This window comes from Microbacterium aquilitoris (assembly GCF_031932285.1).
Taxonomy (GTDB): domain Bacteria; phylum Actinomycetota; class Actinomycetes; order Actinomycetales; family Microbacteriaceae; genus Microbacterium; species Microbacterium aquilitoris.
This window is the reverse complement of the sequence record NZ_JAUZVT010000001.1, coordinates 755,319-778,390: the sequence shown is the minus strand read 5'-3', so window position 1 is coordinate 778,390 and position 23,072 is coordinate 755,319. Positions and strand designations below refer to the sequence as shown.

At 70.2% G+C, this 23,072-nt stretch carries 17 protein-coding genes; 6 read left to right on the top strand and 11 right to left on the bottom strand.

Features of this window, described 5'->3' with window-relative positions:
• Positions 1-2: 2 nt before the first annotated feature.
• Both Q9S78_RS03765 and Q9S78_RS03760 read right to left on the bottom strand, forming a co-directional pair.
• Positions 3-686 (bottom strand): GTP pyrophosphokinase, encoded by a 684-nt coding sequence (locus Q9S78_RS03765; protein ID WP_311868925.1) that lies wholly within the window; start codon positions 684-686, stop codon positions 3-5.
• 47 nt (positions 687-733) lie between these two features.
• A complete protein-coding gene (locus Q9S78_RS03760; protein ID WP_376716533.1) occupies positions 734-1,798 on the bottom strand; it encodes a LacI family DNA-binding transcriptional regulator in 1,065 nt (354 codons plus the stop codon).
• A gap of 95 nt (positions 1,799-1,893) precedes the next feature.
• Here Q9S78_RS03760 and Q9S78_RS03755 point away from each other — a divergent pair, with 95 nt between their 5' ends.
• The 4 genes from Q9S78_RS03755 to Q9S78_RS03740 are packed head-to-tail and all read left to right on the top strand — an operon-like array spanning position 1,894 to position 7,388.
• Positions 1,894-3,183: an ABC transporter substrate-binding protein gene (locus Q9S78_RS03755; RefSeq protein ID WP_028497456.1), complete on the top strand. Its 1,290-nt coding sequence runs from the start codon at positions 1,894-1,896 to the stop codon at positions 3,181-3,183.
• Between the two features lie 2 nt (positions 3,184-3,185).
• A complete protein-coding gene (locus Q9S78_RS03750; RefSeq protein ID WP_020097873.1) occupies positions 3,186-4,199 on the top strand; it encodes a carbohydrate ABC transporter permease in 1,014 nt (337 codons plus the stop codon).
• Positions 4,200-4,207: 8 nt separating this feature from the next.
• Positions 4,208-5,083 carry a carbohydrate ABC transporter permease gene (locus tag Q9S78_RS03745; RefSeq protein WP_020097872.1) on the top strand — a complete coding sequence of 292 codons (876 nt, stop codon included), beginning with the start codon at positions 4,208-4,210 and terminating at the stop codon, positions 5,081-5,083.
• Position 5,084: 1 nt separating this feature from the next.
• Positions 5,085-7,388: a beta-xylosidase/alpha-l-arabinosidase gene (locus Q9S78_RS03740; RefSeq protein ID WP_311868921.1), complete on the top strand. Its 2,304-nt coding sequence runs from the start codon at positions 5,085-5,087 to the stop codon at positions 7,386-7,388.
• Here the strand turns inward: Q9S78_RS03740 and Q9S78_RS03735 are convergent.
• From Q9S78_RS03735 to Q9S78_RS03725, 3 genes are read right to left on the bottom strand one after another with little or no spacing between them, the layout of a single operon-like run.
• A complete protein-coding gene (locus Q9S78_RS03735) occupies positions 7,372-9,825 on the bottom strand; it encodes a glycoside hydrolase family 3 C-terminal domain-containing protein (RefSeq protein WP_311858774.1) in 2,454 nt (817 codons plus the stop codon). The two genes, Q9S78_RS03740 and Q9S78_RS03735, sit on opposite strands and share 17 nt — an antisense overlap.
• Positions 9,822-12,110, bottom strand: coding sequence for an alpha-xylosidase (gene yicI, locus Q9S78_RS03730; RefSeq protein WP_311858773.1), 2,289 nt, complete (start codon positions 12,108-12,110; stop codon positions 9,822-9,824). Before yicI ends, Q9S78_RS03735 begins: the two co-directional genes overlap by 4 nt.
• On the bottom strand, positions 12,107-14,116 hold the full coding sequence (locus Q9S78_RS03725) for a beta-galactosidase (protein WP_311868918.1): 2,010 nt from the start codon (positions 14,114-14,116) through the stop codon (positions 12,107-12,109). Before Q9S78_RS03725 ends, yicI begins: the two co-directional genes overlap by 4 nt.
• 181 nt (positions 14,117-14,297) lie before the next feature.
• Here Q9S78_RS03725 and Q9S78_RS03720 point away from each other — a divergent pair, with 181 nt between their 5' ends.
• Together Q9S78_RS03720 and Q9S78_RS03715 are read left to right on the top strand one after the other, a co-directional pair.
• Positions 14,298-15,290, top strand: coding sequence for a LacI family DNA-binding transcriptional regulator (locus Q9S78_RS03720; RefSeq protein WP_311858770.1), 993 nt, complete (start codon positions 14,298-14,300; stop codon positions 15,288-15,290).
• 2 nt (positions 15,291-15,292) lie between these two features.
• Positions 15,293-15,907: a YesL family protein gene (locus Q9S78_RS03715; RefSeq protein WP_018185650.1), complete on the top strand. Its 615-nt coding sequence runs from the start codon at positions 15,293-15,295 to the stop codon at positions 15,905-15,907.
• 58 nt (positions 15,908-15,965) lie between these two features.
• Here the strand turns inward: Q9S78_RS03715 and Q9S78_RS03710 are convergent, their stop codons facing one another.
• From Q9S78_RS03710 to xylB, 6 genes are all read right to left on the bottom strand, one after another.
• The gene (locus Q9S78_RS03710; RefSeq protein ID WP_116228036.1) at positions 15,966-17,717 is read right to left on the bottom strand and encodes a type 2 periplasmic-binding domain-containing protein; all 1,752 of its coding nucleotides are present in this window, start codon (positions 17,715-17,717) and stop codon (positions 15,966-15,968) included.
• Between the two features lie 37 nt (positions 17,718-17,754).
• Positions 17,755-18,690 carry a carbohydrate ABC transporter permease gene (locus tag Q9S78_RS03705; protein WP_020097866.1) on the bottom strand — a complete coding sequence of 312 codons (936 nt, stop codon included), beginning with the start codon at positions 18,688-18,690 and terminating at the stop codon, positions 17,755-17,757.
• A gap of 17 nt (positions 18,691-18,707) precedes the next feature.
• The gene (locus tag Q9S78_RS03700) at positions 18,708-19,691 is read right to left on the bottom strand and encodes an ABC transporter permease (protein ID WP_311858764.1); all 984 of its coding nucleotides are present in this window, start codon (positions 19,689-19,691) and stop codon (positions 18,708-18,710) included.
• Positions 19,692-19,894: 203 nt separating this feature from the next.
• The gene (locus Q9S78_RS03695) at positions 19,895-20,998 is read right to left on the bottom strand and encodes a Gfo/Idh/MocA family protein (RefSeq protein ID WP_311868917.1); all 1,104 of its coding nucleotides are present in this window, start codon (positions 20,996-20,998) and stop codon (positions 19,895-19,897) included.
• On the bottom strand, positions 20,977-21,675 hold the full coding sequence (locus Q9S78_RS03690) for a ThuA domain-containing protein (protein ID WP_311858761.1): 699 nt from the start codon (positions 21,673-21,675) through the stop codon (positions 20,977-20,979). Before Q9S78_RS03690 ends, Q9S78_RS03695 begins: the two co-directional genes overlap by 22 nt.
• Entirely contained in the window at positions 21,672-23,072 is a 1,401-nt protein-coding gene (xylB, locus tag Q9S78_RS03685; RefSeq protein WP_311858760.1) for a xylulokinase, read from the bottom strand. The genes Q9S78_RS03690 and xylB overlap by 4 nt, the downstream gene beginning before the upstream one ends.

The window sequence follows — 23,072 nt, the reverse complement described above, 5'->3', positions numbered from 1 at the left end:
CGTCAGACGAGGTGCGCCGGCGCGGAGGATCCGGCGCCGCGGATCTGCTGGTGGAGGCGCGTCATGCGGGCGTCCAGCTCGGCGGCGGCGTCCGCGGCATCCTTCAACTGCCCCAGCAGGTGATCGGGCACCTGGCGTTCGTACTTGTAGTAGATCTTGTGCTCGAGGCTCGCCCAGAAGTCCATGGCGATCGTCCGGAACTGCACCTCGACGGGCACGTCGACGCGTCCCGTCGACAGGTAGACCGGCACCTCGAGGATCGCGTGCAGGCTCTTGTAGCCGTTTCCCTTCGGGGTCGCGATGTAGTCCTCGACCTCGCGGACGGTGATGTCGTCCTGCGCGGTCAGCAGGTCGAACAGGCGATACACGTCGTTCACGAAACTGCAGGTGATGCGGATGCCGGCGACGTCGGTGATGTGTGCGCGCACGGACTCGAAATCAGGGTCGATGCCGCGGCGCTGGATCTTCTCGACGATGCTATCGGGCGACTTCACGCGGCTCGAGACGTGCTCGATCGGGTTGTAGTCGTGCATCTCGTGGAACTCCTCGCGGAGGATCGAGATCTTCGTCTCGATCTCCTGCAGGCCGAACCGGTACTCCATGAGGAAGCGCTGGAACTCATCGCGCATGCTCCGAAGAGAGGAGGCGGACACCGTGATCTGCTGCTCATCGAGCGGAGTGGACATGAGGCGACGCTATCGGGAACCACTCCGAGCGCGCTGGGAAGGATGCCTCAGTCCGCTCCGGGCGGCGCCGTGGTCGCCCGGGGGACGAGCGCCGTCGGCAGGCGCAGGTGCGTCGCTGCGGGGACGCCGCCGCCCATGAACTCCAGCAGCATCGTCACGGCCTCGGCGCCCAGGCGCTGCATCGGCTGGCGGACGGTCGACAGCGCGGGCACCGACTGCGAGGCATCCGGGACGTCGTCGAACCCGATCACCGAGAGGTCGTCGGGCACGGACAGGCCGTGCTCGTGCGCGACGCGGATGACGGTCAGCGCCGAGATGTCGTTGGCGGCGAACACCGCCGTGGGACGGTCGGCCCGGCGCAGCAGCCGGGTGGCCGCTTCGCGCGCGATGTCCTCCACGTAGCGTCCGACTCCGACGAGGTCGGGGTCGAACGGGATGCGGGCGTCTTCGAGCGCCCGCCGGTAGCCGCCCTCGCGCAGCATCGAGGAGCGGAGGTCGGGGCGACCGGCGACGAACCCGATGCGGCGGTGTCCGAGCGAGACGAGGTAGGCGACGGCGTGACGGGCGCCGGCGAAGCTGTCGGACTCGACGGTGGGGAGGTCGGCCGGCCCCGTGTGCGGGTCGATCGCGACGACGGGGACCTCCGCCGTGACGTTCACGACCGTGGGGGTGACCATGATCACCCCGTCGACGAGCGTGCCGCTCAACCGGCTCAGCGAGCGCCGCTCCCAGCCTTCGCTCGACACGGCCCGCGATCCGCTGTAGGCGAGGAGATCCAGCCGCGAGTCGCGCAGAGCCGCGCCGACTCCTTTGAGCACCTCGGCGGAGAACGGCTCGAAGTCCGCGACGAGGACGCCGACGACACCGGTCTGGCGTGCGCGCATACTGCTCGCGACGAGGCTCGATTCGTAGCCCAGCTGCTCGACGGCGGTGAGCACGCGCTGCACGGTCGAGGGGGCGACGCCGTACCGTCCGTTCACCGCCTTGGAGACCGTCGCGACCGAGACACCGGCCGCGGCGGCGACGTCGTGGATCGTGGCGCGGCTTCGCATGCGTCGAAGCGTAGCCCCATGGAAAACATTTTCGAAAACGTTTGACGTGGACGGCAACAATTCCGACACTGGTGACCGAACCCCCGGCACGCACCGCCGGGACCACCCGCACCTCGATGACCGAGCGTGCACTCAATGAGGAGATTGGTGATCACATGAGGACCAGAAGGATCATGGCGGGGCTCGCGGCGGTGGCCGCGGCGACTCTCGCTCTCAGCGCCTGTTCGGGCGACAACGGCGGCGGCAGTGGGGACGGCACCGTCGAGATGACGCTGTGGCAGAACTCGACCACCGGCCCCGGTCAGCAGTTCTGGAAGGACGCGATCGCGGCCTTCGAGAAGGAGAACACCGGCGTCACGATCAAGATGCAGTCCGTCCAGAACGAGGACATGGACGGCAAGCTGCAGACCGCTCTCAATGCGGGCGACCCGCCCGACATCTTCCTCCAGCGCGGCGGCGGCAAGATGACCGCGATGGTGAACGCCGGCCAGCTGATGGACCTGACCGACCGCATCTCGGACGACATCCGCGGCGAGATCTCCGAGGGCTCGTTCGCCGCCGAGACCTACCAGGACAAGGTCTGGGCGATGCCCCTCTCGGTCCTCCCCGGGGGCTTCTTCTACAGCCAGGACGCCTTCGACGAGGCGGGGATCTCCGAGACCCCCGCGACGATCGACGAGCTCAAGAGTTCCGTCGAGTCGCTGAAGGGCACCGGCATCGCACCCATCGCCCTCGGCGCGAAGGACGCCTGGCCCGCCGCCCACTGGTACTACTTCTTCGCCATCCGCGAGTGCAGCCCGAAGGTGATCGAGGAGACCGGCGACTCGAAGGACTTCAGCGACGAGTGCTGGACCCGCGCCGCCGAGGACCTCACGGACTTCGCCGCGATCAAGCCCTTCAACGAAGGCTTCCTCACCACGGCCGCCCAGCAGGGCGCCGGCAGCTCGGCCGGCCTCGTCGCGAACCGCAAGGCCGCGATGGAGCTCATGGGCGCTTGGGACCCGGGTGTGATCGCCTCGCTGACGCCGGACGAGAAGCCCCTCCCCGACCTGGCCTGGTTCCCCTTCCCCGAGATCTCGGGCGGCGACGGTGAGCCCGGATCGATGATGGGTGGCGTCGACGGTTACTCGTGCTCCGCACAGGCCCCGAAGGAGTGCGCCGACTTCCTCAACTTCATCGCCGGCTCGGAGCAGCAGACGAAGTACTACGAGGCGTTCCAGTCGCCGCCGGTCAACTCGGTCGCGCAGAAGTCGGTGACCGAGCCCTACCTGCAGCAGATCCTCGAGGCGTACAACAGCGCCCCGTTCGTCTCGCAGTGGCTCGACACCGTCCTCGGCCAGAACGTCGGCAACGCGCTGAACGTCGCCGTCGTCGACATGCTCGCCGGTGGCAGCGACCCGCAGAAGTTCATCGCAGCCGTCAACGCCGCGGGCGCGCAGGGCTGACCATGACCGTTCGCGAGATGTCCGTCTCGGACGCCACCGGTCTCGCGGCGCACGCCGGGGGTGGCGACACGCCGCCCCCGGCTCGGCCGCGGTCCCGCCGCCGGCGGGGCCTCGGCTGGTCGGGGCGACTGGAGGTCCTCCTCCTCGCCGGACCCGCCGTGATCTTCTTCGTCGGGTTCGTCATCCTGCCGGTCCTGATGGCCGCCTATTACGGCTTCTTCCGCTGGTCGGGCTTCGGGCCCGCCACCGACTTCGTCGGGCTGAAGAACTACATCACGATCTTCAGCGACCCCAACTTCCAGAGCGCACTGCTGCACAACGCCTTCATCGTCGTCATGTCGCTGGTGCTGCAGGGACCCATCGCGATCCTCTTGGCGCTCCTGCTCAACCGCAAGATGCGGGGGCAGTCCGTCATCCGCATCCTCATCTTCGTGCCGTACGTCATCGCCGAGGTCGTCGTCGGCACCGGGTTCAGCCTGCTGCTGTCGACCAACGGCGCCGCCAACGGGATGCTGGACAAGCTCGGCCTGGGCGGCCTGACCCAGGACTGGCTGGCCGACCCGTCGATCGCGATCTGGACGCTCATGGCGATCCTCACGTGGAAGTACGTCGGCTTCGCCGTCATCCTCTTCCTCGCGGGACTCCAGGGCATCCCCGAAGAGCTGTACGAGGCGGCCGCCATCGACGGCGCGTCCTACTGGCAGATCCAGCGTCAGATCGCCCTGCCGCTGCTCGCACCGACCCTGCGCATCTGGGCGTTCCTGTCGATCATCGGCGCCCTGCAGCTGTTCGACCTCGTCTACATCATCTGGGGCCAGTACGTCTCGTCGGTCGCCGGCACCAACACGATGGCGATCTACATGGTCGTCACCGGCCGCAACGCCGGGAACTTCGGCTACGGCAATGCGGTCGCGGTCGTCATCTTCGTCATCTCGCTCATCGTCGCGCTGTTCTACCAGCGCTTCGTGCTCCGCCGTGACACGGCGGGCGCCATCACAGAGAGGGGCGTGCAGTGAGCGCCACCATGACCCTCGTCACGGCACCGCCGGCCGAGCCGCGCCTGCGCCGCGCGCCCAAGCCGAAGCTGCCGTGGGGTTCGCCCGTCGTCTACTTCGTCGCCCTCGCGGTCATCGCGCTCATGCTCGGCCCGGTGATCTACATCATCATCGGCGGGTTCCGCTCGAACTCCGCGATCACGGTCGACCCGGCCGGGTTCCCCGACCCGTGGAACATCGACAACTACGTCGGCGTCATCACGAGCGGCCAGTTCTGGGGCCAGGTCGGCAACTCGACCTTCGTGGCCCTCGCCACCACGATCGGCGCGGTCGCCCTCGGCATCGCCGCCAGCTACGTGATCGCCCGGTACAGCTTCAAGGGACGCGGGTTCCTCTACGCCCTGTTCGCCTCGGGCCTCATGTTCCCCATCACCGTCGCGATCACGCCGCTGTACATCGTGATCCGCTCGCTCGGGCTCATGAACACCCTGCCGGGCATCATCCTCCCGCAGATCGCGTTCGCCCTGCCGACGACGATCATCATCCTCGTCCCGTTCCTGCGGGCGATCCCCGACGAGATCCAGGAAGCCGCGTCGATCGACGGCTGCAGCCGCCTCGGGTTCTTCTGGCGCATGGTGCTGCCGCTCGCCGTGCCGGGTGTGATCACCGTCGGCATCCTCGCCTTCATCGGCAGCTGGAACGCGTACCTCCTGCCCCTGTTCATCCTCAACAACGAGTCGCAGTTCACCCTCCCGCTGGGCGTGCAGGCGTTCTCGTCGCAGTACTCCGTCGACACGGCGCGCGTGCTCGCGTTCACCTCGCTGTCGATGCTCCCCGCACTGCTGTTCTTCAGCCTGTTCGAGCGGCGCATCGTCGGCGGTCTCACCGGAGCCGTGAAGGGCTGACATGACCGTTCCCCACCCGCAGGCCTCGGCCCGCGTGCACGATCTGCTCGCGCAGATGACCCTCGAAGAGAAGGCCGCGCAGCTCGTCGGCTACTGGGTCGACCAGGGCGGCGAGGTCGTCGCTCCCCTGGCCGACGAGATGGTGACGACGACGAAGTACGCGGATGCCACGGCTCATGGCCTCGGCCATCTCACCCGTGTCTACGGCACGCGTCCGGTCGACCCGGTCGAGCGGGCGGCCTGGCTCTGGGAGGAGCAACGGCGTCTGCGCGCCGAGACCCGGCTCGGGATCCCCGCGATCGTCCACGAGGAGTGCCTGACTGGCCTCGCCGCGTGGAAGGCGGCGACGTATCCGACGCCGCTCGCGTGGGGCGCTTCGTTCGATCCGGAACTGGTCGCCGAGATGGGCGCCGCGATCGGCGACTCGATGCGCGAACTGGGCATCCATCAGGGGCTCGCGCCCGTGCTCGACGTCATCCGCGACCCTCGCTGGGGACGCGTCGACGAGTGCATCGGCGAAGACCCGTACCTCGTCGGGACCGTGGGGACGGCCTATGTGCGAGGCGTCCAGTCGGCGGGGGTCGATGCGACCCTCAAGCACTTCGTCGGGTACTCCGCATCACAGGCGGCGCGCAACCACGCCCCCGTGCACGCCGGCCCCCGCGAGGTCGCCGACGTCCTGCTGCCGCCGTTCGAGATGGCGATCCGCGACGGCGGCGCGGCATCCGTCATGAACTCGTACGCCGAGATCGACGGCGAACCCGTCGCGGCGAGCGCGCACTACCTCGACGAGGTGCTGCGCGGCCGGCTCGGATTCTCGGGCCCGGTCGTGTCGGACTACTTCTCGGTCGCCTTCCTGCAGACCACCCACGGGGTCGCCGGCGACCTCGGCGAAGCGGCCGAGCTCGCCCTCCGCGCCGGCATCGACGTCGAACTGCCGACGGGTGACGCGTTCGCCGCGCCGATGCTCGAGCGCATCCGCTCGGGTGAGATGGATGCCGCACTGCTGGATGCCGCCGTGCTCCGCGTCCTCGCGCAGAAGGAGCGCCTCGGCCTGCTCGACGAGACGTTCGAGACGCCGCCGGCCGCGGTCGACCTCGACGGCGCCCGCCACCGCGATCTGGCGCGCAGGCTCGCGGCCGAGTCGGTCGTGCTCGTGAGCAACGACGGGACGCTGCCGGCGGCATCCGCTCGTCGCATCGCCCTCATCGGGCCGAACGCCGACTCGGCGGAGGCGCTCATGGGCTGCTACTCGTTCGTCAACCACGTGCTCGCGCACCACCCGGGGACGCCGCACGGGATCGACCTGCCGACCGTTCGCGACGCCTTCGTCGCCGAGTACCCCGACGCCGAGATCGCCTACGCCCGCGGTTGCGGTGTGGAGGACGACGACGACTCGGCTATCGGCGATGCCGTGGACGCGGCGGCGGCGGCCGAGCTCGCCGTCGTGGTCGTCGGCGACCGCGCCGGCCTCTTCGGACGCGGCACCGTCGGCGAGGGCAACGACGTCGACGATCTCGAACTGCCCGGCCTGCAGCGGCAGCTCGTCGAACGCGTCGTCGCGACGGGCACTCCCGTCGTCCTCGTGATCCTCTCGGGCCGTCCGTACGCGATCGGGTGGGCGCTCGACGGCGAACGCCGCGTCGCCGCCGCTTTGCAGTCGTTCTTCCCCGGCGAAGAGGGCGCGGACCCGATCGCCGGCATCGTCTCGGGACGACTCTCGCCCTCGGGCAGGCTCCCCGTGACCCTGCCGCGGTCGGCCGGCGCGCAGCCCTACAGCTACCTGCACCCGCGGCTCGGAGGACCGATCGACGTGACGAGCGCCGACCCGACCCCGGTGCGCCCGTTCGGGCACGGGCTGACCTACACGACGTTCGCCCACGAGCACCTGCAGGCGTCCGCGTCGGTCGCGGCGGGCGACACCCTCGAGGTCTCGGTCGTCGCCCGCAACACCGGCGAGCGCGCCGGTGCCGATGTCGTCCAGCTCTACGCGCACGACCCGGTCGCGAGCCTCACGCGCCCCGTCGCACAACTGATGGCCTACCACCGGGTCGACCTCGGCCCGGGTGAGAGCGCGCGCGTCGTGTTCTCGCTGCCGACGGCGCGCTTCGCGTTCACGGGGCGCGACGGCCGCCGTGTCGTCGAGCCGGGACGGATCGACCTCTGGGTCGGCTCGTCGTGCGAGGACCGTGAGAGCGTCACCGCCATCGAGGTGACCGGCGAGCACGTCGTCACGCACGACGACGCCCGGATCGTCCCGGTGCGCGTCGTGGCGGACGCCGAGCTCGTCAGTCCCGGACGGTGAGGGTCGTGCTCACGTCGAGGGCGTCGGCCGACGGTCCCGCCGCGAGGCGGTAGTCCCCCGCTTGCACCCGCAGCGCCTCGCCGTCCCAGACGGCGAGGCGCTCGACCGTGAAGCGCACCTTTGCCGTCCGCGCCTCGCCCGGCTCGATGCGCACGCGGGCGTACCCGAGCAGCAGCCGCCGCGGTGCCGCGATCGGCAGCTCAGGGGCGACGGCGTAGAGCTGCACGAGCTCCTCCACCGCGCGCTCCGACCGGTTCGCGACCCGGACGCTCGCGGTGACGACCTGCTCGTCGTCCCGAGGATCGAGGGCGGGATGCCGCAGGGTGGGCGCGGGCGCCGTCACCGTTCCGGCATCCACCTCGACGGCCTCGTAGGCGACGTCGCCATAGCCGAGCCCGTGTCCGAACGCGAAGGCGTACGGGTCGGGCTGGTGCCGGTAGGTCGCCTGCTGGCGTCGGGTGTCGTAGTCGAAGAGGTCGCCCGCCTGGTCCGGGTGTGCCGGCCACGACTGCGCGAGGCGCCCGGCGGGCTCGCGGTCGCCGCTCAGGACGTCGAGCAGACCGTGGCCGAGCTCCTGCCCCGCGTGACTCGACCAGACGACGGTCGCCGCGTCGGCGGCATCCGCGAGGACGTACGGGAAGCTCGAGACGATCGTCAGCACAGAGCGCGGGTTGGCGGAGCGCGCGGCCCGCCAGAGGTCCGTCGCCGCGGTCGGCAGCAGCAGGTGGAGACGGTCGGCGGTCTCGCGACCCGACAGGTGGGGGTCGTTGCCGACGGCGACGAGGACGACGTCGGCCGCCGCGGCCGCGCGCGCCACCTCGTCCAGACCGCGCGTCACCGTCTCGACCTCGAAGCGCGCGGCGTCGTCGAGGGTGACGCCCTCGGCCACGAGCAGACCCACGTCGCGGACGACGCGCACCCACCGGCCCGAGCCGAGGTGCAGCAGCGACCACGAGCCGTCCTCGTGCACGTGCCGGCGGAAGCTCTCCTGCACGACCCAGCCGCCGACGCGCTCGGCATCGGCCCGCATCGGCCAGGCACCGCCCGTCAGCAGGCGCCCGCTCGCGTGGGAACGGAGGGTCAGGATGCCGTCGCCCCAGTCCGTGACGTCGAACAGGCTCGCGTCGGTCCGAGCGTCGAGGATCGCGTCGACGGTACCGTCCGCCGCTGCGGCGACGTAACCGGACGGAGCACGGAGGACGACGGTGTCGGCGCCGGTCACGACCTCGACCGCGGCCGTCGGGTAGCGGTCGCGCACGCCCTGCGCGATGCCGACCGCGTAGGGCGGCGTACCGGAGTACCAGTCGGTGAGGACGACATCCGCCATCGGCCCGACGACGGAGACCGACGCGGGCTCGGCGAACGGCAGAACCCCGGCGTCGTTCCGCAGCAGCACGACCTGACGGGCGACCGCCTCGCGGGCGAGCTCGCGCGCGGCGGGCGTGTCGATCTCGTCCGGGCCGATCGCGGCGTACGGGTCGTCGTCACCGTCGAACTCGCCGGTGCGGAGGCGCATATCGAGGAGTCGCAGGACAGCGGCATCCACGTCCTCGTCCGTCAGCAGACCCTGCGCGAGCGCGCCGCGGACGGCCTCGAGGCTCGGCGCCGAGTCGGGGCCGTCGTCGGTGAACGAGTCCATGCCGCTGCGCACGAGGGCGGCGGCGCCGTGCACTTTGTCGGGCTGCGCGCGCTGGATCGAGACGAGGAAGCTCGGCGCCCCGGCATCCGACACGACCGCAATGGACTCGTCGCTCCAGCTGCGAGCCTCGGCCACCAGCTCGGGTTGCGTGTGCGCAGGCACCCCGTTCACCCGGTTGTAGGCGAGCATCATGCTGCCGGCGACCTTCTGCTCGATCGCCGGACGGAACGCCGGCAGCTCCTCTTCGTGGAGTGTGCGCGGCGACATCTCGGACGACGTCGCGGACCGGTCGGTCTCGTTGCTGTAAGCGAGGAAGTGCTTGAGCGAGGGCACCGTCTTCCAGACCCGCGGGTGGTCGCCGCGGAGCCCCCGGCTGTACGCCGCACCGAGCTGGCCCGTGTAGTGCGGGTCCTCGGAATACCCCTCCTCGTTGCGCCCCCATGCCGGATGCCGGAGCGTGTTGACGACCGGCGCCCACACGTTGAGGTCGACGTCCGCCCCCGACGCGCGCTTGGCTCGGACCTCGGTCGCGACGAGGTCGCCCACGCGCCTCACCAGCTCGGGATCCCACGTCGCCGCGAGGCCGACGGGCTGCGGGAAGACCGTCGCCACACCCACCCACGCGAGCCCGTGAAGGGCCTCGCATCCGGTGTGGAACGGGCGGATGCCGAGGCGCTCCACCGCCGGCATGGCCTGGTGGAGCATCGCGACGCGCTCCTCCGGGGTCAGCCGCTCGAGCAGGTCGCGGGAGCGCTCGGCCAGCGGCACATCGATCCGGCGGAAGGCGTCGACCGTCATCCGGCGACCTCCACCTCGGCCTCGAGCGAGACCGCCCCGGCACCGACGACCGACGCCGTCCGGTCGCCGACCTGCAGGCTCCACGGCGCACGCGCGTCCGACGACTCGGCGGTGATCCGCCCGCCCTCGCGACGCACCCGGAACACCGTCGCGGCAGCCCCGTCGTGCCCCGGGACGACCGTCTCGCCGTCGTACCCGTCGGGTAGCTCGAAGCAGCGCAGCGTCACGCCGTCGGCCCAGTCGTAGTCCGGCCGGTCCTCGCGCGCTCCCCACGGCAGAACCGTGCCCGGCCGCACCCGCAGCGGGACGGACTCGTAGCCGTGACGCTCGGTCTGCCATGTGCGGCCGTCCACCGCGTCACCGGTCAGGAGCGAAGTCCACCGCCCCTCGGGCAGGTAGTACTCGACGCTCCCGTCCTCGGTGAACACGGGGGCGACCATGAGGGAGTCGCCCAGCATGTACTGGACGTCGGCGTCGTGCGTCGACCGGTCGCCCGGGAACTCGAGCACGAGCGGACGCATCATCGGGATGCCGGCGGTGTGCGCCTCCTCCGCGATCCGGGCCAGATACGGCATGAGGCGCAGCTTCAGCGTCGTGAACCGGCGCGTCACCTCGACCGCCTCGTCGTCGAACGCCCATGGCACCCGCACCGAGCCCGAACCGTGCAGGCGGGAGTGCGAGGAGAGCAGTCCGAACGCGAGCCAACGCTTGAAGACACCGGCATCCGGCGTGCCCTCGAAGCCGCCGATGTCGTGACTCCAGTATCCGAACCCGCTCATCGCGAGCGACAGGCCGCCGCGCAGGGTCTCGGCCATCGACAGGAGCGTCGAGTCGTTGTCGCCGCCCCAGTGCACGGGGAACTGCTGGCCGCCCGCCGTCGCCGAGCGGGCGTAGAGGACCGCCTCGCCGACGCCGCGCTCCTCCTCGAGCACCCGGAAGACGATCTCGTTGTAAAGCTGCGGGTAGTAGTTGTGCATCCGCTGCGGGTCGGAGCCGTCGTGCCAGACGACGCCGTCGACCGGGATCCGCTCGCCGAAGTCGGTCTTGAAGCTGTCGGCGCCCTGCCGCACGAGACGGCGCAGGTGCTCGGCGTACCACTCGGCCGCCTCGGGGTTGGTGAAGTCCACGATCGCCATCCCGGCCTGCCACATGTCCCACTGCCAGACGTCGCCCTCCGTCGTCTTCAGCAGGAACCCGCGCTCCGCGGCCTCGGCGAAGATGGCGGAACGCTGCGCGATGTAGGGATTGATCCACAGCGAGACCCTGAGGCCGCGCTCGCGCAGCCTCGCGAGCTGGCCGTCGGGGTCGGGGAACATGCGCGGATCCCACGTGAAGTCGGTCCACTGGAACTCCCGCATCCAGAAGCAGTCGAAGTGGAACACCGACAGCGGCAGGTCGCGCGCGGCCATCCCGTCGACGAACTCGGTCACACTGGCCTCGTCGTACGCGGCGGTGAAGGACGTCGTCAGCCACAGCCCGAACGACCACGCCGGCACGCGGGCAGGACGCCCCGTGAGCGCCGTGTAGCGCCGCAGCACGTCCTTGGGCTCGGGCCCGGCGATCACGTAGTAGTCGAGCGTCTCGCCCGGCACCGAGAACTGCACGCGCGAATTGATCTCGGACCCGACCTCGAACGACACCGCGTCGGGGCTGTCGACGAAGACGCCGTACCCGCGACTCGTCAGGTAGAACGGCACCGACTTGTACGCCTGCTCGCTCGACGTGCCGCCGTCCGCATTCCACGTGTCGATCGACTGGCCGTTCTTCGTGAAGGCGCCGAAGCGTTCGCCGAACCCGTAGACGCGCTCGCCCGGCTCGATCGAGAGCTGCTGGTGCACCCACGTGCCATCCGGACCCGTCATGTGGCCGATCGAGCGCGGCAGCGCGGTCGTCAGCACACGGTCACCCTGCTCGAACGCGACGCGCCACGCCCCCTCGCGCGACACACGGACGCGGAGGTCACCGGCATCCAGCACGCCCTCGGCGTCGTCGACCGTCACGGTCGGCGTGTAGCCCTCCTCCCCCGTCACGGCGAAGTCGGGACCGCGGTGACGCCCGCCGGCGTGCCGCTGCACCCGCACCTTTATGACCCCGGGGGCCGGCGCCGAGAACGTCGTCGTGATCATCGGCCGGTTGAGCGTGTCGCCCCGGTGCCGGATGGCGGCGGTCGGCGCGAAGACGGTAAGGCTGCCGGCCTCGGCGTCGGCACGCATGTCGTCCACGGCGCTCGCGTACAGACCGGTCACTCCCGGCCTCATGAGCCAGTAGCCGTCGGTGAACTTCATGTCCTTCGCCTTTCTGTCACGACTCGCGCGTCCCCCCTCGGAACCGTCACGTGGTCGTCGATCTCGTCATCCGTCAGCAGGTCGGTCCAGGCTCCGGAGAGCGGGATCGTCACGTCGTCGTCGCCGCGGTTCAGCAGGAAGAGCGCGTCGCCGCGCCGCACGACCTCGACCTCCGCGGGCGGCACGCCGATGGCACCGGCGACGCCCGCGGCATCCAGCGCGTCACCGAGGACCGCGTCGAGCAGGTCGTCCGCGAGGACGGCGCCGACGTACCAGGCCGTCCCGTTCCGCGTCACGACCGGGCGCCCCGCGAGGTCGCCCGACGCGAACGTCGCCACGACCTCGGCGCCGTCGGTGCGGAGCTTCTCGCCGAGGGTGTGGGCGACGGATGCCGCCCACCGCCCGTCAGCCGACGCGACGGCGACGCCGTCGTCGGGGAGCCCGACCCACTCCTCGCCGCTGACCCCGAGGATGTCGCGGAGCAGCACGGGCGAGCGACCCGTGAGGATGTGCCCGCGCTCGTCGGCGACGCCGCTGAACGGCCCGACCACGACCTGCGCACCGCGCGAGGCGGCGTCGGTCAGGCGCGCGGCGTCGTCCGGCCGCAGGACGTACCCGTGCGGCAGGAGCACGACGTCGTAGGCGCTGAGGTCGGCGCCGAAGGGCACGACGTCGACGGGGATGCCGCGCCGCCACAGCGGGCGGTACCAGCGACGCATCTGCTCGAGACCGTCGAAGCGGGCCGTCGGCCGGGCGGGTTCGTCCGACGCCCACCACGACGGCCAGTCGAAGAGCACCGCGGTGCGCGCGGCGACGCGGCCGCCCACGACGGGCCGGAGTCGCTGCAGCTCGCGCCCCTGGCGGCAGACGCCCTCGAAGACCTCGGTGTCGGCACCGGCGTGGGGCAGCATCGCGGAGTGGAAGCGTTCGGCGCCGGCCGTGGACTGCCGCCACTGGAAGAAGCAGATTCCGTCGGCACCGCGCGCGACGGCCTGCAGCGTGTCGAGGCGCGCCCGCGCGGGCGTCTTCGGGAGGTTGTGCGGACGCCACTGGACGGCGCTGATCGCCTGCTCCATCAGCACCCACGGCCGGCCGTCGCCGAGTCCGCGCATGAGGTCCTGCACGAAGGCCATGTCGAGCGGGCTGTCGGGGTCTGCGGGGTCCGGGTACTGATCGTCGCTCACGACGTCGACGTCGTCCGCCCACGACCAGTAGTCCACGTGCGCGAAGGCGCCCATGAAATTCGTCGTGATGGGCTGGGTGGCGCCGGCGCCCCGGATGGTGTCGCGGAGCTCGCGGTAGCAGTCGCGCAGCTCGTCGGAGGTGAACCGGCGGAAGTCCAGCGACTGCGTCGGATTGATGAGGTACGGCGCGCGCCGGGGCGGCAGGATCTCGGCGACGTCCGAGTACCGCTGCGCCCAGAACGCGGTGCCCCACGCCCGGTTGATCTCCTCGATCGATCCGTACCGGCGCAGCAGCCACTCCCGGAAGGCGCGCGCCGCCTCGTCGCCGTGATCGATCTGGCCGTACTCGTTGCCGACGTGCCACATCCGGACGGCGGGATGCCGCGCGTACCGCGCCGCGAGGTCCGCCGTGATCGCGCGCGCCGCCTCGCGGTAGACGCGCGAGGACGGTGAGAACTGGTTGCGCGATCCGGCGACGAGGCGCACGCCGTCGCGGTCGACCGGCAGGGTCTCGGGATGCCGGATCCCGAGCCACGGCGGCGGCGAGGCCACGGGGGTCGCGAGGTCGACGGCGATCCCGCCGGCGTGGAGCAGGTCGAGGACCTCGTCGAGCCACGCGAACTCGCGGGCCCCGGGGCTCGGCTCGAGCTCCGCCCAGCTGAAGACACCGACGGTGACGAGGTTCACCCCCGCGCGCTGCATGAGGGCGATGTCCTCGCGCCAGACCTCGGGCGACCACTGCTCGGGGTTGTAGTCCCCACCGAAGAGGATGCCGCGCTCGGCCGACAGCGTCGCGAAGGCCGAGGAGGAGGCAGAGGTCATGACCGGGCGGGCCTTTCAGCGAATGTGGACGACAGTGTCGAAGCGCTTCAACGATCTCAACCTATACTAGCGATCACGACCGTGTCCATCGGTCGGCAGGGCAGCGTTCGAGGCGTCAGACGAGCCGATACGCTCGATCCATCCGCGCGTCGAAGCCGATGCCGTCGGAGAAGGAGGGTCCATGACCACGATCGCCGACGTGGCTCAGGCCGCGGGAGTCTCGATCTCGACGGTCTCGTACGTGATGAGCGGCAAACGCACCATCTCGCAGGAGACGCGGGAACGCGTCGAGCAGGCGATGGCCGACCTCTCCTACAGCCCGCAGGCGAGCGCGCGCTCCCTCGCCTCGCGGTCGACGAGCATTCTGGGGTTGCAAGCCCCCATCCGCGCCGGCGTCGACGTCCACGTCGTCATGCAGATCGTCGCGGGAGCCCTCAAAGAGGCGCGCCTGCACCACCACGACATCCTGCTGCTCACGAGCGACGACGCCGCCGGTGTCGAACGCGCGGCGCGGGCGGGGATGGTCGACGGGGTGCTGATCCTCGACGTCGAGACGAGCGACCCCCGCGTGGGCTCGCTCGCCGACCTCAGCATCCCGAGCGTCCTCATCGGCCTCCCCGACACGGCCGACCAGCTGATCTGCGTCGACTTCGACTTCGAAGCCGCCGGACGCCTCGCCGCCGAGCGTCTCGCCGAGCGCGGCCACCGCACCGTCACCCTCCTCGGCGCTCCGCCCCAGGTGCAGGCACGACACACCTCGTACTCGGACCGCCTCACCCGCGGGTTCCTCTCCCGCAGCCGTGAGGTGGGACTCACCGCGACCGTGCTCCCCTGCCCCGCGGGTCCCGGCGCGACCGAGGTCGTCGATGCGCTGCTCGCCGGATCCCCCGAGACCACCGCGCTCTTCGTCCACAACGAGGCAGCCCTTCCCTTCATCGCCGCCCGCCTCTTGGCCTCGGCCTCCGCGGCGCCCATCGAGATCGTCGCCTTGAGCCCGGCCGAGCTCGCCCTCCATGTTCCGGGCGTGTCGGACGTCATCGACCTTCCCGCCGAAGAGCTCGGCGCGGCGGGTGCCCGCACGCTGCTCGCCGCGATCCGCGGTGAACGGTCGCCCGGGCCGGAACTCCTCACCCCGCGCTTCGCCCACTCGCCGGCGGAACCCGCGACGGTCTGATCATGAAGATCGACCCCGAGAACCGCGCCGTCCAGGGCTTGTCGTCGTTCCTCGAGTTCGTCGCCCTCAACATCCTGTTCCTGCTCTGCTGCGCACCCCTCGTCACGATCGGCGCGGCCACGAGCGCCCTGCTGGAGGTGACCCGACGCTACGCCGACGAGGAGGGCGGCCGTCCGCTGCGCGACTTCCTGCCCGCGCTGGCGCGGAACTTCCTGCCCGCGACCGGGCTCAGCCTCATCCTGTTGACGGCGAGCGTCGCGCTCGCCTTCAGCGGCGTGTTCTGGCTGTCGGCACCCGAGCCGCTCCTCACGGGCCTCGCCGCCCTGGCGTTCGCCGGAGCGGCCTACGCCGTCGCCGCGTTCGTCCACGCGATGGGTCTCGTCGCCGCGTACCGCGCCCCCTTCCGCCAGACGCTCAAGAACGCCGTGCTCCTCCCGGCAGCGGAGCCGCTGCGGACCCTCGCGCTCCTCGTGATCCCCGTGACCGTCGTATGCCTCGTCATCGTCTTCCCTCCCACGATGTTCCTCGTGGCCACGATCGGATTCTCCGTCGGTGCCTACGGCTGCGCGTTCCTCTTCCGGAGCATCTACCGCCGCCGCTCCGGAACCGCCGCCTGAGTCGCAAGGGAAAGGCCCCGCCGGATCACCGACGGGGCCTTTCCTGCGTGCGGGGCGGTCAGCCGCCGAACTCCGCCGAGACCGCCTTGCGGGCGGCATCCTGCGATTCGGCGTTGGCCATGTCGACCTCGAGGACCTTGTCGTAGCCGAGGCCCTTCGCGGTCTCCTGCATCGATGACAGCAGCGAGTCGAACTGCGCATCGCTCTCGGCGAAGACCATCTGCCACGAGGTCTGGACGATCGTCGCCTTGACCTGGTTGCGGAGCGTCTCGATCTCGGAGGAATCGGTCGGCGCGGTGAAGCTGGCGCCGGCGCCGACCATGAGCTGGTCGTTGCCCTGCAGGTAGTCCATCGTCGTCGGAGCGCCCATCTTGGCCGCCCAGTCGTCGGTGAGCGAATTGCTCGTCTCGGCCTGGTAGCTCGGCCACATCTTGTAGCTGTACGGGAAGCCGGTGTTCGGGTCGGTGTCGATCGGCAGCACGGCGCTGATGTTCAGCTGCGATGCACCGTCGATGTAGCTGCCGCCACCCCACTCGGCCGGGACCTCGGCGTCACCCTCGAAGAAGATCTTGTGACCGAGCTCGGTGAGCGCTGGCTCCTTGTCGGCGTTGAGCTCCCACGTGAGCCCCTCGGGGCCGGCGGCACCCTGCGTCTGGCTGTTGTTGGCCAGGGCACCCTCGGGCGAGAAGAGCCAGTCGACGAACGCCGCGATGCGCTCGGGGTCCTCGGCCTTCGAGCCGATCGCGAACACCTGCTTGCCGCCGTACGCCTCGGCGCCGTACGAGAAGATGTCCATGTCGTCCATCGGCGCCATCATGAAGCCGCGGCCCGCATCGACGTTCTTGTCGGTGTTGTAGGCGGCCTGTCCGAGCCACGGCCAGAACGAGAAGAGCACCTGGCCGTTCTGGTACTTGTTCCAGAGGGTGTCGTAGTTCTGCGTGGTCGAGTCGGGATCGAGGATGCCGAGTTCGTTCGCCTCGTGGAAGAAACGCAGCGCGCGCACGTACTGCCCGTCCTCGTCGAGGATGCCCTGAAACTCGGACCCGTCGCCCTTGGCGAGGGCGAAGCCGACCTCGTCGAAGCCGTAGTAGGTGGTCGGCTGCTTGGCGTTGTTCAGCATGTTGCCGTCCCAGTCCTTGAACAGCGAGACCGCGTAGGTCTTCTGCCCGTTGGGAGCGGTGGGCTCGGCATCCTGCATCTTCTTCAGCACCGGGAGGAGGTCTTCGAGCGTGCTGATCTCGGGGTAGCCGGCCTGCTTGTAGAGGTCCCAGCGCAGGTAGGGACCGAACGTCGGGTCGAGACCCTCGGAGGGCTCGGTGGGCTTCAGCGAGGAGACCTGCGACGGGAAGGCGTACGTGCCGTCGGCGCCCTCGTTGATCTTGTCGACGGCGGCGTCGAACCGGCCGACGTTCTTCATGGCCGGGTAGAAGCTCGCCGAGTCGAGGAGCAGACCGCCCTCGCGGAGCTCCTCGAGCCGCTGGCCCTTGTCGGTGATGATGAGGTCGCCGAGGTCGCCCGCCGTGACGCGGGTGTTGAAGAGGGTGTCGCCGCCGCCCGCGACATTGGGGGCGATGATGTTCAGCTTCATGTTGAACTTCTTCTCGACGAGGTCGCCGAACCACCCCTCCTGCATCCCCATGTAGTTGGCGAGGCCGTCGAAGACGTCGATCGTGATGGGCTCGTCCCACGAGGTCGGGAACGCGGTGATCTCCTCGCGTTTCTCGGTGGGCGCGGGGCCGGTGCAGGCGCTCAGCAGCCCGACCGTCGCCAGAGCGGCGACGGCGCCGATGGCCTTGCGTGATAGCTTCATTGCTTTCCTCTCGGTGGTGTGACCGTGATGGTCGGGTTCAGCCCTTGACCGCGCCGAGCATGATGCCCTTGACGAAGAAGCGCTGGAACAGCGGGTAGACGAAGATGATGGGCAGGATGACGATGACCGAGATCGTCATCCGGATCGAGGTCGGCGTCTGACTCGTGGCCGCGTCGACGATCGAGCTGATGTTGCCGCCGTTCTGCATGGCCTGAGCCAGGCTGTTGGCTTGGTTGATGAACATGTAGAGCAGGTACTGCAGCGTGTAGAGGCTCTGGTCGGTGATGTAGATCAAGGTGTCCTGGAAGCTGTTCCACTGCGCCACGGCCGAGAAGATGGCCACGGTCGCGAGGATCGGCGTCATGTTCGGCAGGTACACCCGGAAGAAGACCTGCAGGATGTTCGCGCCGTCCATCTCGGCGGCCTCCTGCAGTTCGGTGGGCATCGCCTCGACGTAGGTCTTCACGAGGATGATGAAGAACGGCTGCACGACGAACGGCAGCACGTAGACCCAGAAGTTGTTGGTCAGCCCGAGGTTCCGGATGACGATGAACACCGGGATGAGGCCCGCGCTGAAGTACATCGTGATGATGACGAAGCGGTACCAGAACCGGCGTCCCCACATGCGACTCTGCGTGAACATGAAGCCGAGGAAGGCCGAGGCGAGCACCGCGGCGACCGTACCGAGGACGGTGCGGCCGACGGAGACGATCGCGGCCTGCGTGAGTCCGCCGAGCTGGAAGACCTGCTCGTAGTTGGAGAGGTGGATGCCGGTGGGCAGCCACCGGACCTGGCCGAGTGCGGCGAGGTCGTTCGAGCTGACCGAGTTGATGATCAGGTAGTAGAACGGGTAGGCGCAGACGAACGCGAGCGCCAGGAACACCGAGTAGTTGACGATCGCGAAGACGACGCGGCCGGAGAGATCGGCGTCGCGCCGGACGACGCGGCGGCGGGTGGGAGTCGTGGTGACCATGATCGGGGGCTCCTGACTCAGACGATGGATTCGCCGCGCACGCGCTTGGCGATGCCGTTGACGGTGAACAGGAGGATCACGGAGATGAGGCTCTTCAACATGCCGATCGCCGTCGCCATCGACAGGTTGTTGCCCGTCATGCCGATGTTGTAGACGTACAGGTCGAGGACCTGGATGTACTCCTTGTTGAAGGCGTTCTGGAAGACGAAGTACTGCTCCATGCCGTTGTTGAGCAGGTTCGCGATCGACAGCAGCAGCAGGACGAGGTAGGTCGGCATGAGCTGCGGCACCGTGATGTACCACATCTTCTGGAATCGCCCTGCGCCGTCGATCTCCGCCGACTCGTACAGCGACTGATCGATTCCGGCGATCGCGGCGAGGTAGATGATCGCTCCCCAGCCGAGGCCCTTCCAGACCGACCAGAGGGTCATCGTCAGCCAGACGTTCTGGTCGGTGTCGAGGAACTTCACCGGCGTGGTGATCAATCCGGCATCCGACAGGACGCCGTTGACGAGTCCCGAGCTCGAGAAGAGCGAGAAGGCGATCATGTAGACGAGCACCCACGAGATGAAGTTGGGGAGGGTCGTCAGCGTCTGGACGACGTTGCGGAACCAGGGGGCGCGGATCTCGTTGAGGAAGATCGCGAACGCGAGCGGCAGAACCGAGGTCGCGATGCCGAGGAAGCTGATCGCGAGCGTGTTGGCGAGCACCTGGCCGACCTGCGCGACCTGGGTCGGCGAGCTCACGAGCAGCTGGAACCACTGCAGCCCGACGAAGTCGCTGCCGGCGAGGCCGAGGGCGGGACGGTAGTCGAAGAGCGCGTAGATCCAGCCGTAGAGCGGGAAGTACGAGAAGAGGAAGACCAGCACCAGGAACGGGACGATGCACAGGAACATCCGGAACGAGCGACGGTTCTTCGACACCCGCCGCGCGGGGCGGGACGGCGTCTTCTCTTCGATCGTCGTGGCAGCGACCTCGGTGACGATCGCCTGCTGCGTCATCGGTCGCGCCGCTCTGGGCGCTCGGATATGTGCCGGGTCATCTCACTCCTTCGTGATCGAAGCGCTTCCGCGAATGGCCGTCGAACCGCTTCGATATGAAGATAACGCTCGACGGCGGACGCGTCAAACATCACGTTCCGGTCACGCGACGACGCCGCCCCGGCCGGAAGGCGGGGCGGCGTCGTCAGGGCGCAGAGCGGTGATCAGCCGGCGATGCGCGTCCAGTCCACGGCAGCGGTGAGCGGGACGAGGGTCGGCCGCTCCACCGTCGTGCCGACCTCGAGCCGTCGCCCCTCTGCGGAGGAGCGGAGGAGACTCTCCATGACGTCGAGCACGTGCAGCGCGAGCGCTCCGCCGGCTCGACCCGCCCCGCCGGAGGCGATGGCGTCGATCAACCCGATGCCCCGACCGGAGCCCTCGTAGCCGGCCGACGCCGGGACCGACCGCCAGCCGTCCTCACCGAGCGCCGCGAGGCGGACCTCGCCGTCGAACATGTTCGGATCGGGCACCGACAGCGACCCCCGCTCTCCGTGCACCTCGATCGGCGGGGCGGCCGTCCGGACGGCGTCGAAGCTCGTGACGACGGTCGACACCGCCCCGCCCGCGTGCTCGAGCAGCCCGCTCACGTGCGTGTCGACCTCGACCTCGATCCGCTCGCCGGCGTGCGGGCCCGTGGCGATCGTGCGCTCCGCACGAGCCCGGCGAGCGGCCCCGGTGACGGCGACGACCGGCCCCAGCAGGTGGACGAGGCTCGTCAGGTAGTACGGCCCCATGTCGAACAGTGGTCCCCCGCCGGGTGCGTAGTAGAACCCGGGAGCGGGATGCCACAGCTCGTGACCCGGCGACACCCACGTCGCGCTCGCCGCGACCGGCCGCCCGATCGCCCCGTCGTCGACGAGGCGGCGCGCGGTCTGGATGCCTGTGCCGAGCACCGTGTCGGGCGCCGCCGAGACGTGCACGCCGGCCGCGGCGGCGGCATCCATCACCGCACGTCCCTCGGCGACCGTCAGCGCCAGCGGCTTCTCGCCGTGGACCGACTTGCCGGCGGCGATCGCGGCGTGCGCGACCTCCGCGTGCGCGGCGGGGACGGTGAGGTTGAGGACCGTCTGCACCTCGGGGTCGGCCATCATCTCGTCGACCGTCAGCGCCCGCGCGCCCGGGATGCCCGCGGCGACCTCCGCCGTACGGTCCGGCCGCAGGTCGGCCACCGCGGCGATCCGGATCGCGGGACTCTGTGCGAAAAGGTCCAGGTACTGAGTCGAAATGACGCCGAGACCGACGATCCCTACGGCGTGCGGGCTGCCCACAGCAGTCCCCTTTCGACGATGGTGCGGACGTTCGGATCGGCGAGGATCTCGGGCGTGTGGCCGGGCGTCGCGACGAAGACGCGACCCCTGCCCCATAGCCGGGTCCAGACGGCGGGACTCACGATCGGCCGGTGCCAGGGGTGGTACTCCTGCGTCGGATGCGTCGTCGTCGCGAGGACGTCGATCAGGTCGTCGTGGAGCACCCAGTACTGCTCGGTGTGCAGCGTGAAGTCGTCGATGCCGGCTGTGATCTCGTGGCCGCGGCCCAGCTCGGTGATCCCGACCGTGTGATCGAGGTAGTTGTCGCGCTCGTCCCCCGGGCGGTCGTCGGGGTGACGCCCCGGATGGGTCGCGAACTGGCCCCCGACGAGCTGCAGGTAGTCGGAGCTGTTGCGATACGAATCCGCGATGCCGCCGTGCCAGCCGGCCAGCCCCGTCCCCGCCTCGACGGCCGCTCGGAGCCCCCGGAGCGCGTCGTCCGAGATGGACGACATCGTCACCGCCTGCACCACGAGGTCGACCCCCGCCATCCGCTCGGCGTCGGCGTAGACCTCGTTCGTCTCCTCGATCGCGACCTCGAAGCCGTTCTGCTCGAGGAACGGGACGAACATGTCCGTCGCGGCGATCGGGTGGTGGCCGTCCCACCCGCCGCGGACGATGAGCGCGCGACGGGTCACCGGGCCTCCTCCGCCCGCCGTGCGGCCACGGTGTCGTAGCGCTCGCGGACCTCCGGACGGGGGTCGGATGCCGCCTCCCGGTCCATCTCGACGGCCCACTCCGGCCACGCACCGGCCAGCGCCGCCGCCGCCTGACGCGCGGCGCCCTGCGCGACGTACTCACCCGGCGCGGGGACCGCCACCGGGACGTCGAACACCTGCGCGGCGACCGCGGCGACCGCCGCGTTCCGCGCCGCACCGCCGACGAGCAGCACGCGCTCGGCGGTGACTCCGAGACCCCGGATCGCATCGAGACCTGTCGCGAGACCCGCGAGCATGCCCTCGATCGCGGCGCGGGCGAGGTTCTCCCGCGTCGTGTTGACCAGCGAGAGCCCGTCGATCGACGCGCGCGCGGTCGGCAGGTTGGGCGTGCGCTCCCCCTCGAACCACGGCACGAGCACGACGCCGCCGGCGCCGGGTTCGGCCGCCGCGGCGAGCTCGGTGAGACCCTCGTGGTCCACCCCCAGCAGACGCGCGGTCGCATCGAGCACCCGCGCGGCGTTGAGGGTCGCAACGAGCGGCAGGAACCGTCCCGTGGCGTCCGCGAAGCCCGCGGCCGTGCCGGTCGGATCGATCGTCCTCGTGTCGCTGACGGCGAAGACCGTGCCCGACGTGCCGATCGACACGACGACGTCGCCCGCCGTCGCGCCGACCCCGAGGGCGGCCCCCGCGTTGTCGCCCGCACCGGGACCGACGCGGCGACCGCCGGCATCCGTGACCCACTCGAGGGGACCGAGCACACGCGGCAGGATCGCGTCGTGACCGAGCGCCGCGGCGAGCAGCTCGCGGTCGTACTCCCCCGACGCGGGGTCCCAGTAGCCGGTGCCGGAAGCGTCCGAGCGGTCGGTGACGAGCTCGTCGAGCGCCGGGTTCCCCGGGCCGAAGCCGCGCAGGCGCCACGTCAGCCAGTCGTGCGGCAACGCGACCGCGGCGACCCGGGCGGCGTTGTCGGGCTCCGCGTCGCGCAGCCATCGCAGCTTGGTGATCGTGAAGGACGCGACCGGCACGAGTCCCGTGCGCTGGGCGAGCTCGTCGGCGCCGAACTCGATCGTGAGATCGGATGCCGCCGGCCCCGAGCGCGTGTCGTTCCACAGCAGCGCGTCGCGCACCACCGCGCCCGATGCGTCGAGCGCGACCATGCCGTGCTGCTGGCCCCCGATCGACCACGCCGCGACGTCGTCGAGGCCCCCGGCATCCGCGATCGCGCTCTGCAGCGCCGACCACCACGCCTCGGGATCGACGGAGGTGCCGTCGGGGTGCGACGCACGACCGGAGCGGACGATCGCTCCGGTCGTGACGTCGACGATGACGACCTTGCAGGATTGCGTCGACGAGTCGACGCCCATCACGAAGGTCAC

What these genes read in the sequence shown, in the direction of transcription:
- Q9S78_RS03740 (WP_311868921.1), top strand. Translation starts at nt 5,085, where the DNA reads ATGACCGTTCCCCACCCGCAGGCCTCGGCCCGCGTGCACGATCTGCTC.
- Q9S78_RS03705 (WP_020097866.1), bottom strand. Translation starts at nt 18,690, where the DNA reads ATGGTCACCACGACTCCCACCCGCCGCCGCGTCGTCCGGCGCGACGCC.
- Q9S78_RS03715 (WP_018185650.1), top strand. Translation starts at nt 15,293, where the DNA reads ATGAAGATCGACCCCGAGAACCGCGCCGTCCAGGGCTTGTCGTCGTTC.
- Q9S78_RS03755 (WP_028497456.1), top strand. Translation starts at nt 1,894, where the DNA reads ATGAGGACCAGAAGGATCATGGCGGGGCTCGCGGCGGTGGCCGCGGCG.
- Q9S78_RS03710 (WP_116228036.1), bottom strand. Translation starts at nt 17,717, where the DNA reads ATGAAGCTATCACGCAAGGCCATCGGCGCCGTCGCCGCTCTGGCGACG.
- Q9S78_RS03725 (WP_311868918.1), bottom strand. Translation starts at nt 14,116, where the DNA reads ATGACCTCTGCCTCCTCCTCGGCCTTCGCGACGCTGTCGGCCGAGCGC.
- yicI (WP_311858773.1), bottom strand. Translation starts at nt 12,110, where the DNA reads ATGAAGTTCACCGACGGCTACTGGCTCATGAGGCCGGGAGTGACCGGT.
- Q9S78_RS03750 (WP_020097873.1), top strand. Translation starts at nt 3,186, where the DNA reads ATGACCGTTCGCGAGATGTCCGTCTCGGACGCCACCGGTCTCGCGGCG.
- Q9S78_RS03720 (WP_311858770.1), top strand. Translation starts at nt 14,298, where the DNA reads ATGACCACGATCGCCGACGTGGCTCAGGCCGCGGGAGTCTCGATCTCG.
- Q9S78_RS03735 (WP_311858774.1), bottom strand. Translation starts at nt 9,825, where the DNA reads ATGACGGTCGACGCCTTCCGCCGGATCGATGTGCCGCTGGCCGAGCGC.
- Q9S78_RS03745 (WP_020097872.1), top strand. Translation starts at nt 4,208, where the DNA reads ATGACCCTCGTCACGGCACCGCCGGCCGAGCCGCGCCTGCGCCGCGCG.
- Q9S78_RS03700 (WP_311858764.1), bottom strand. Translation starts at nt 19,691, where the DNA reads ATGACGCAGCAGGCGATCGTCACCGAGGTCGCTGCCACGACGATCGAA.
- Q9S78_RS03765 (WP_311868925.1), bottom strand. Translation starts at nt 686, where the DNA reads ATGTCCACTCCGCTCGATGAGCAGCAGATCACGGTGTCCGCCTCCTCT.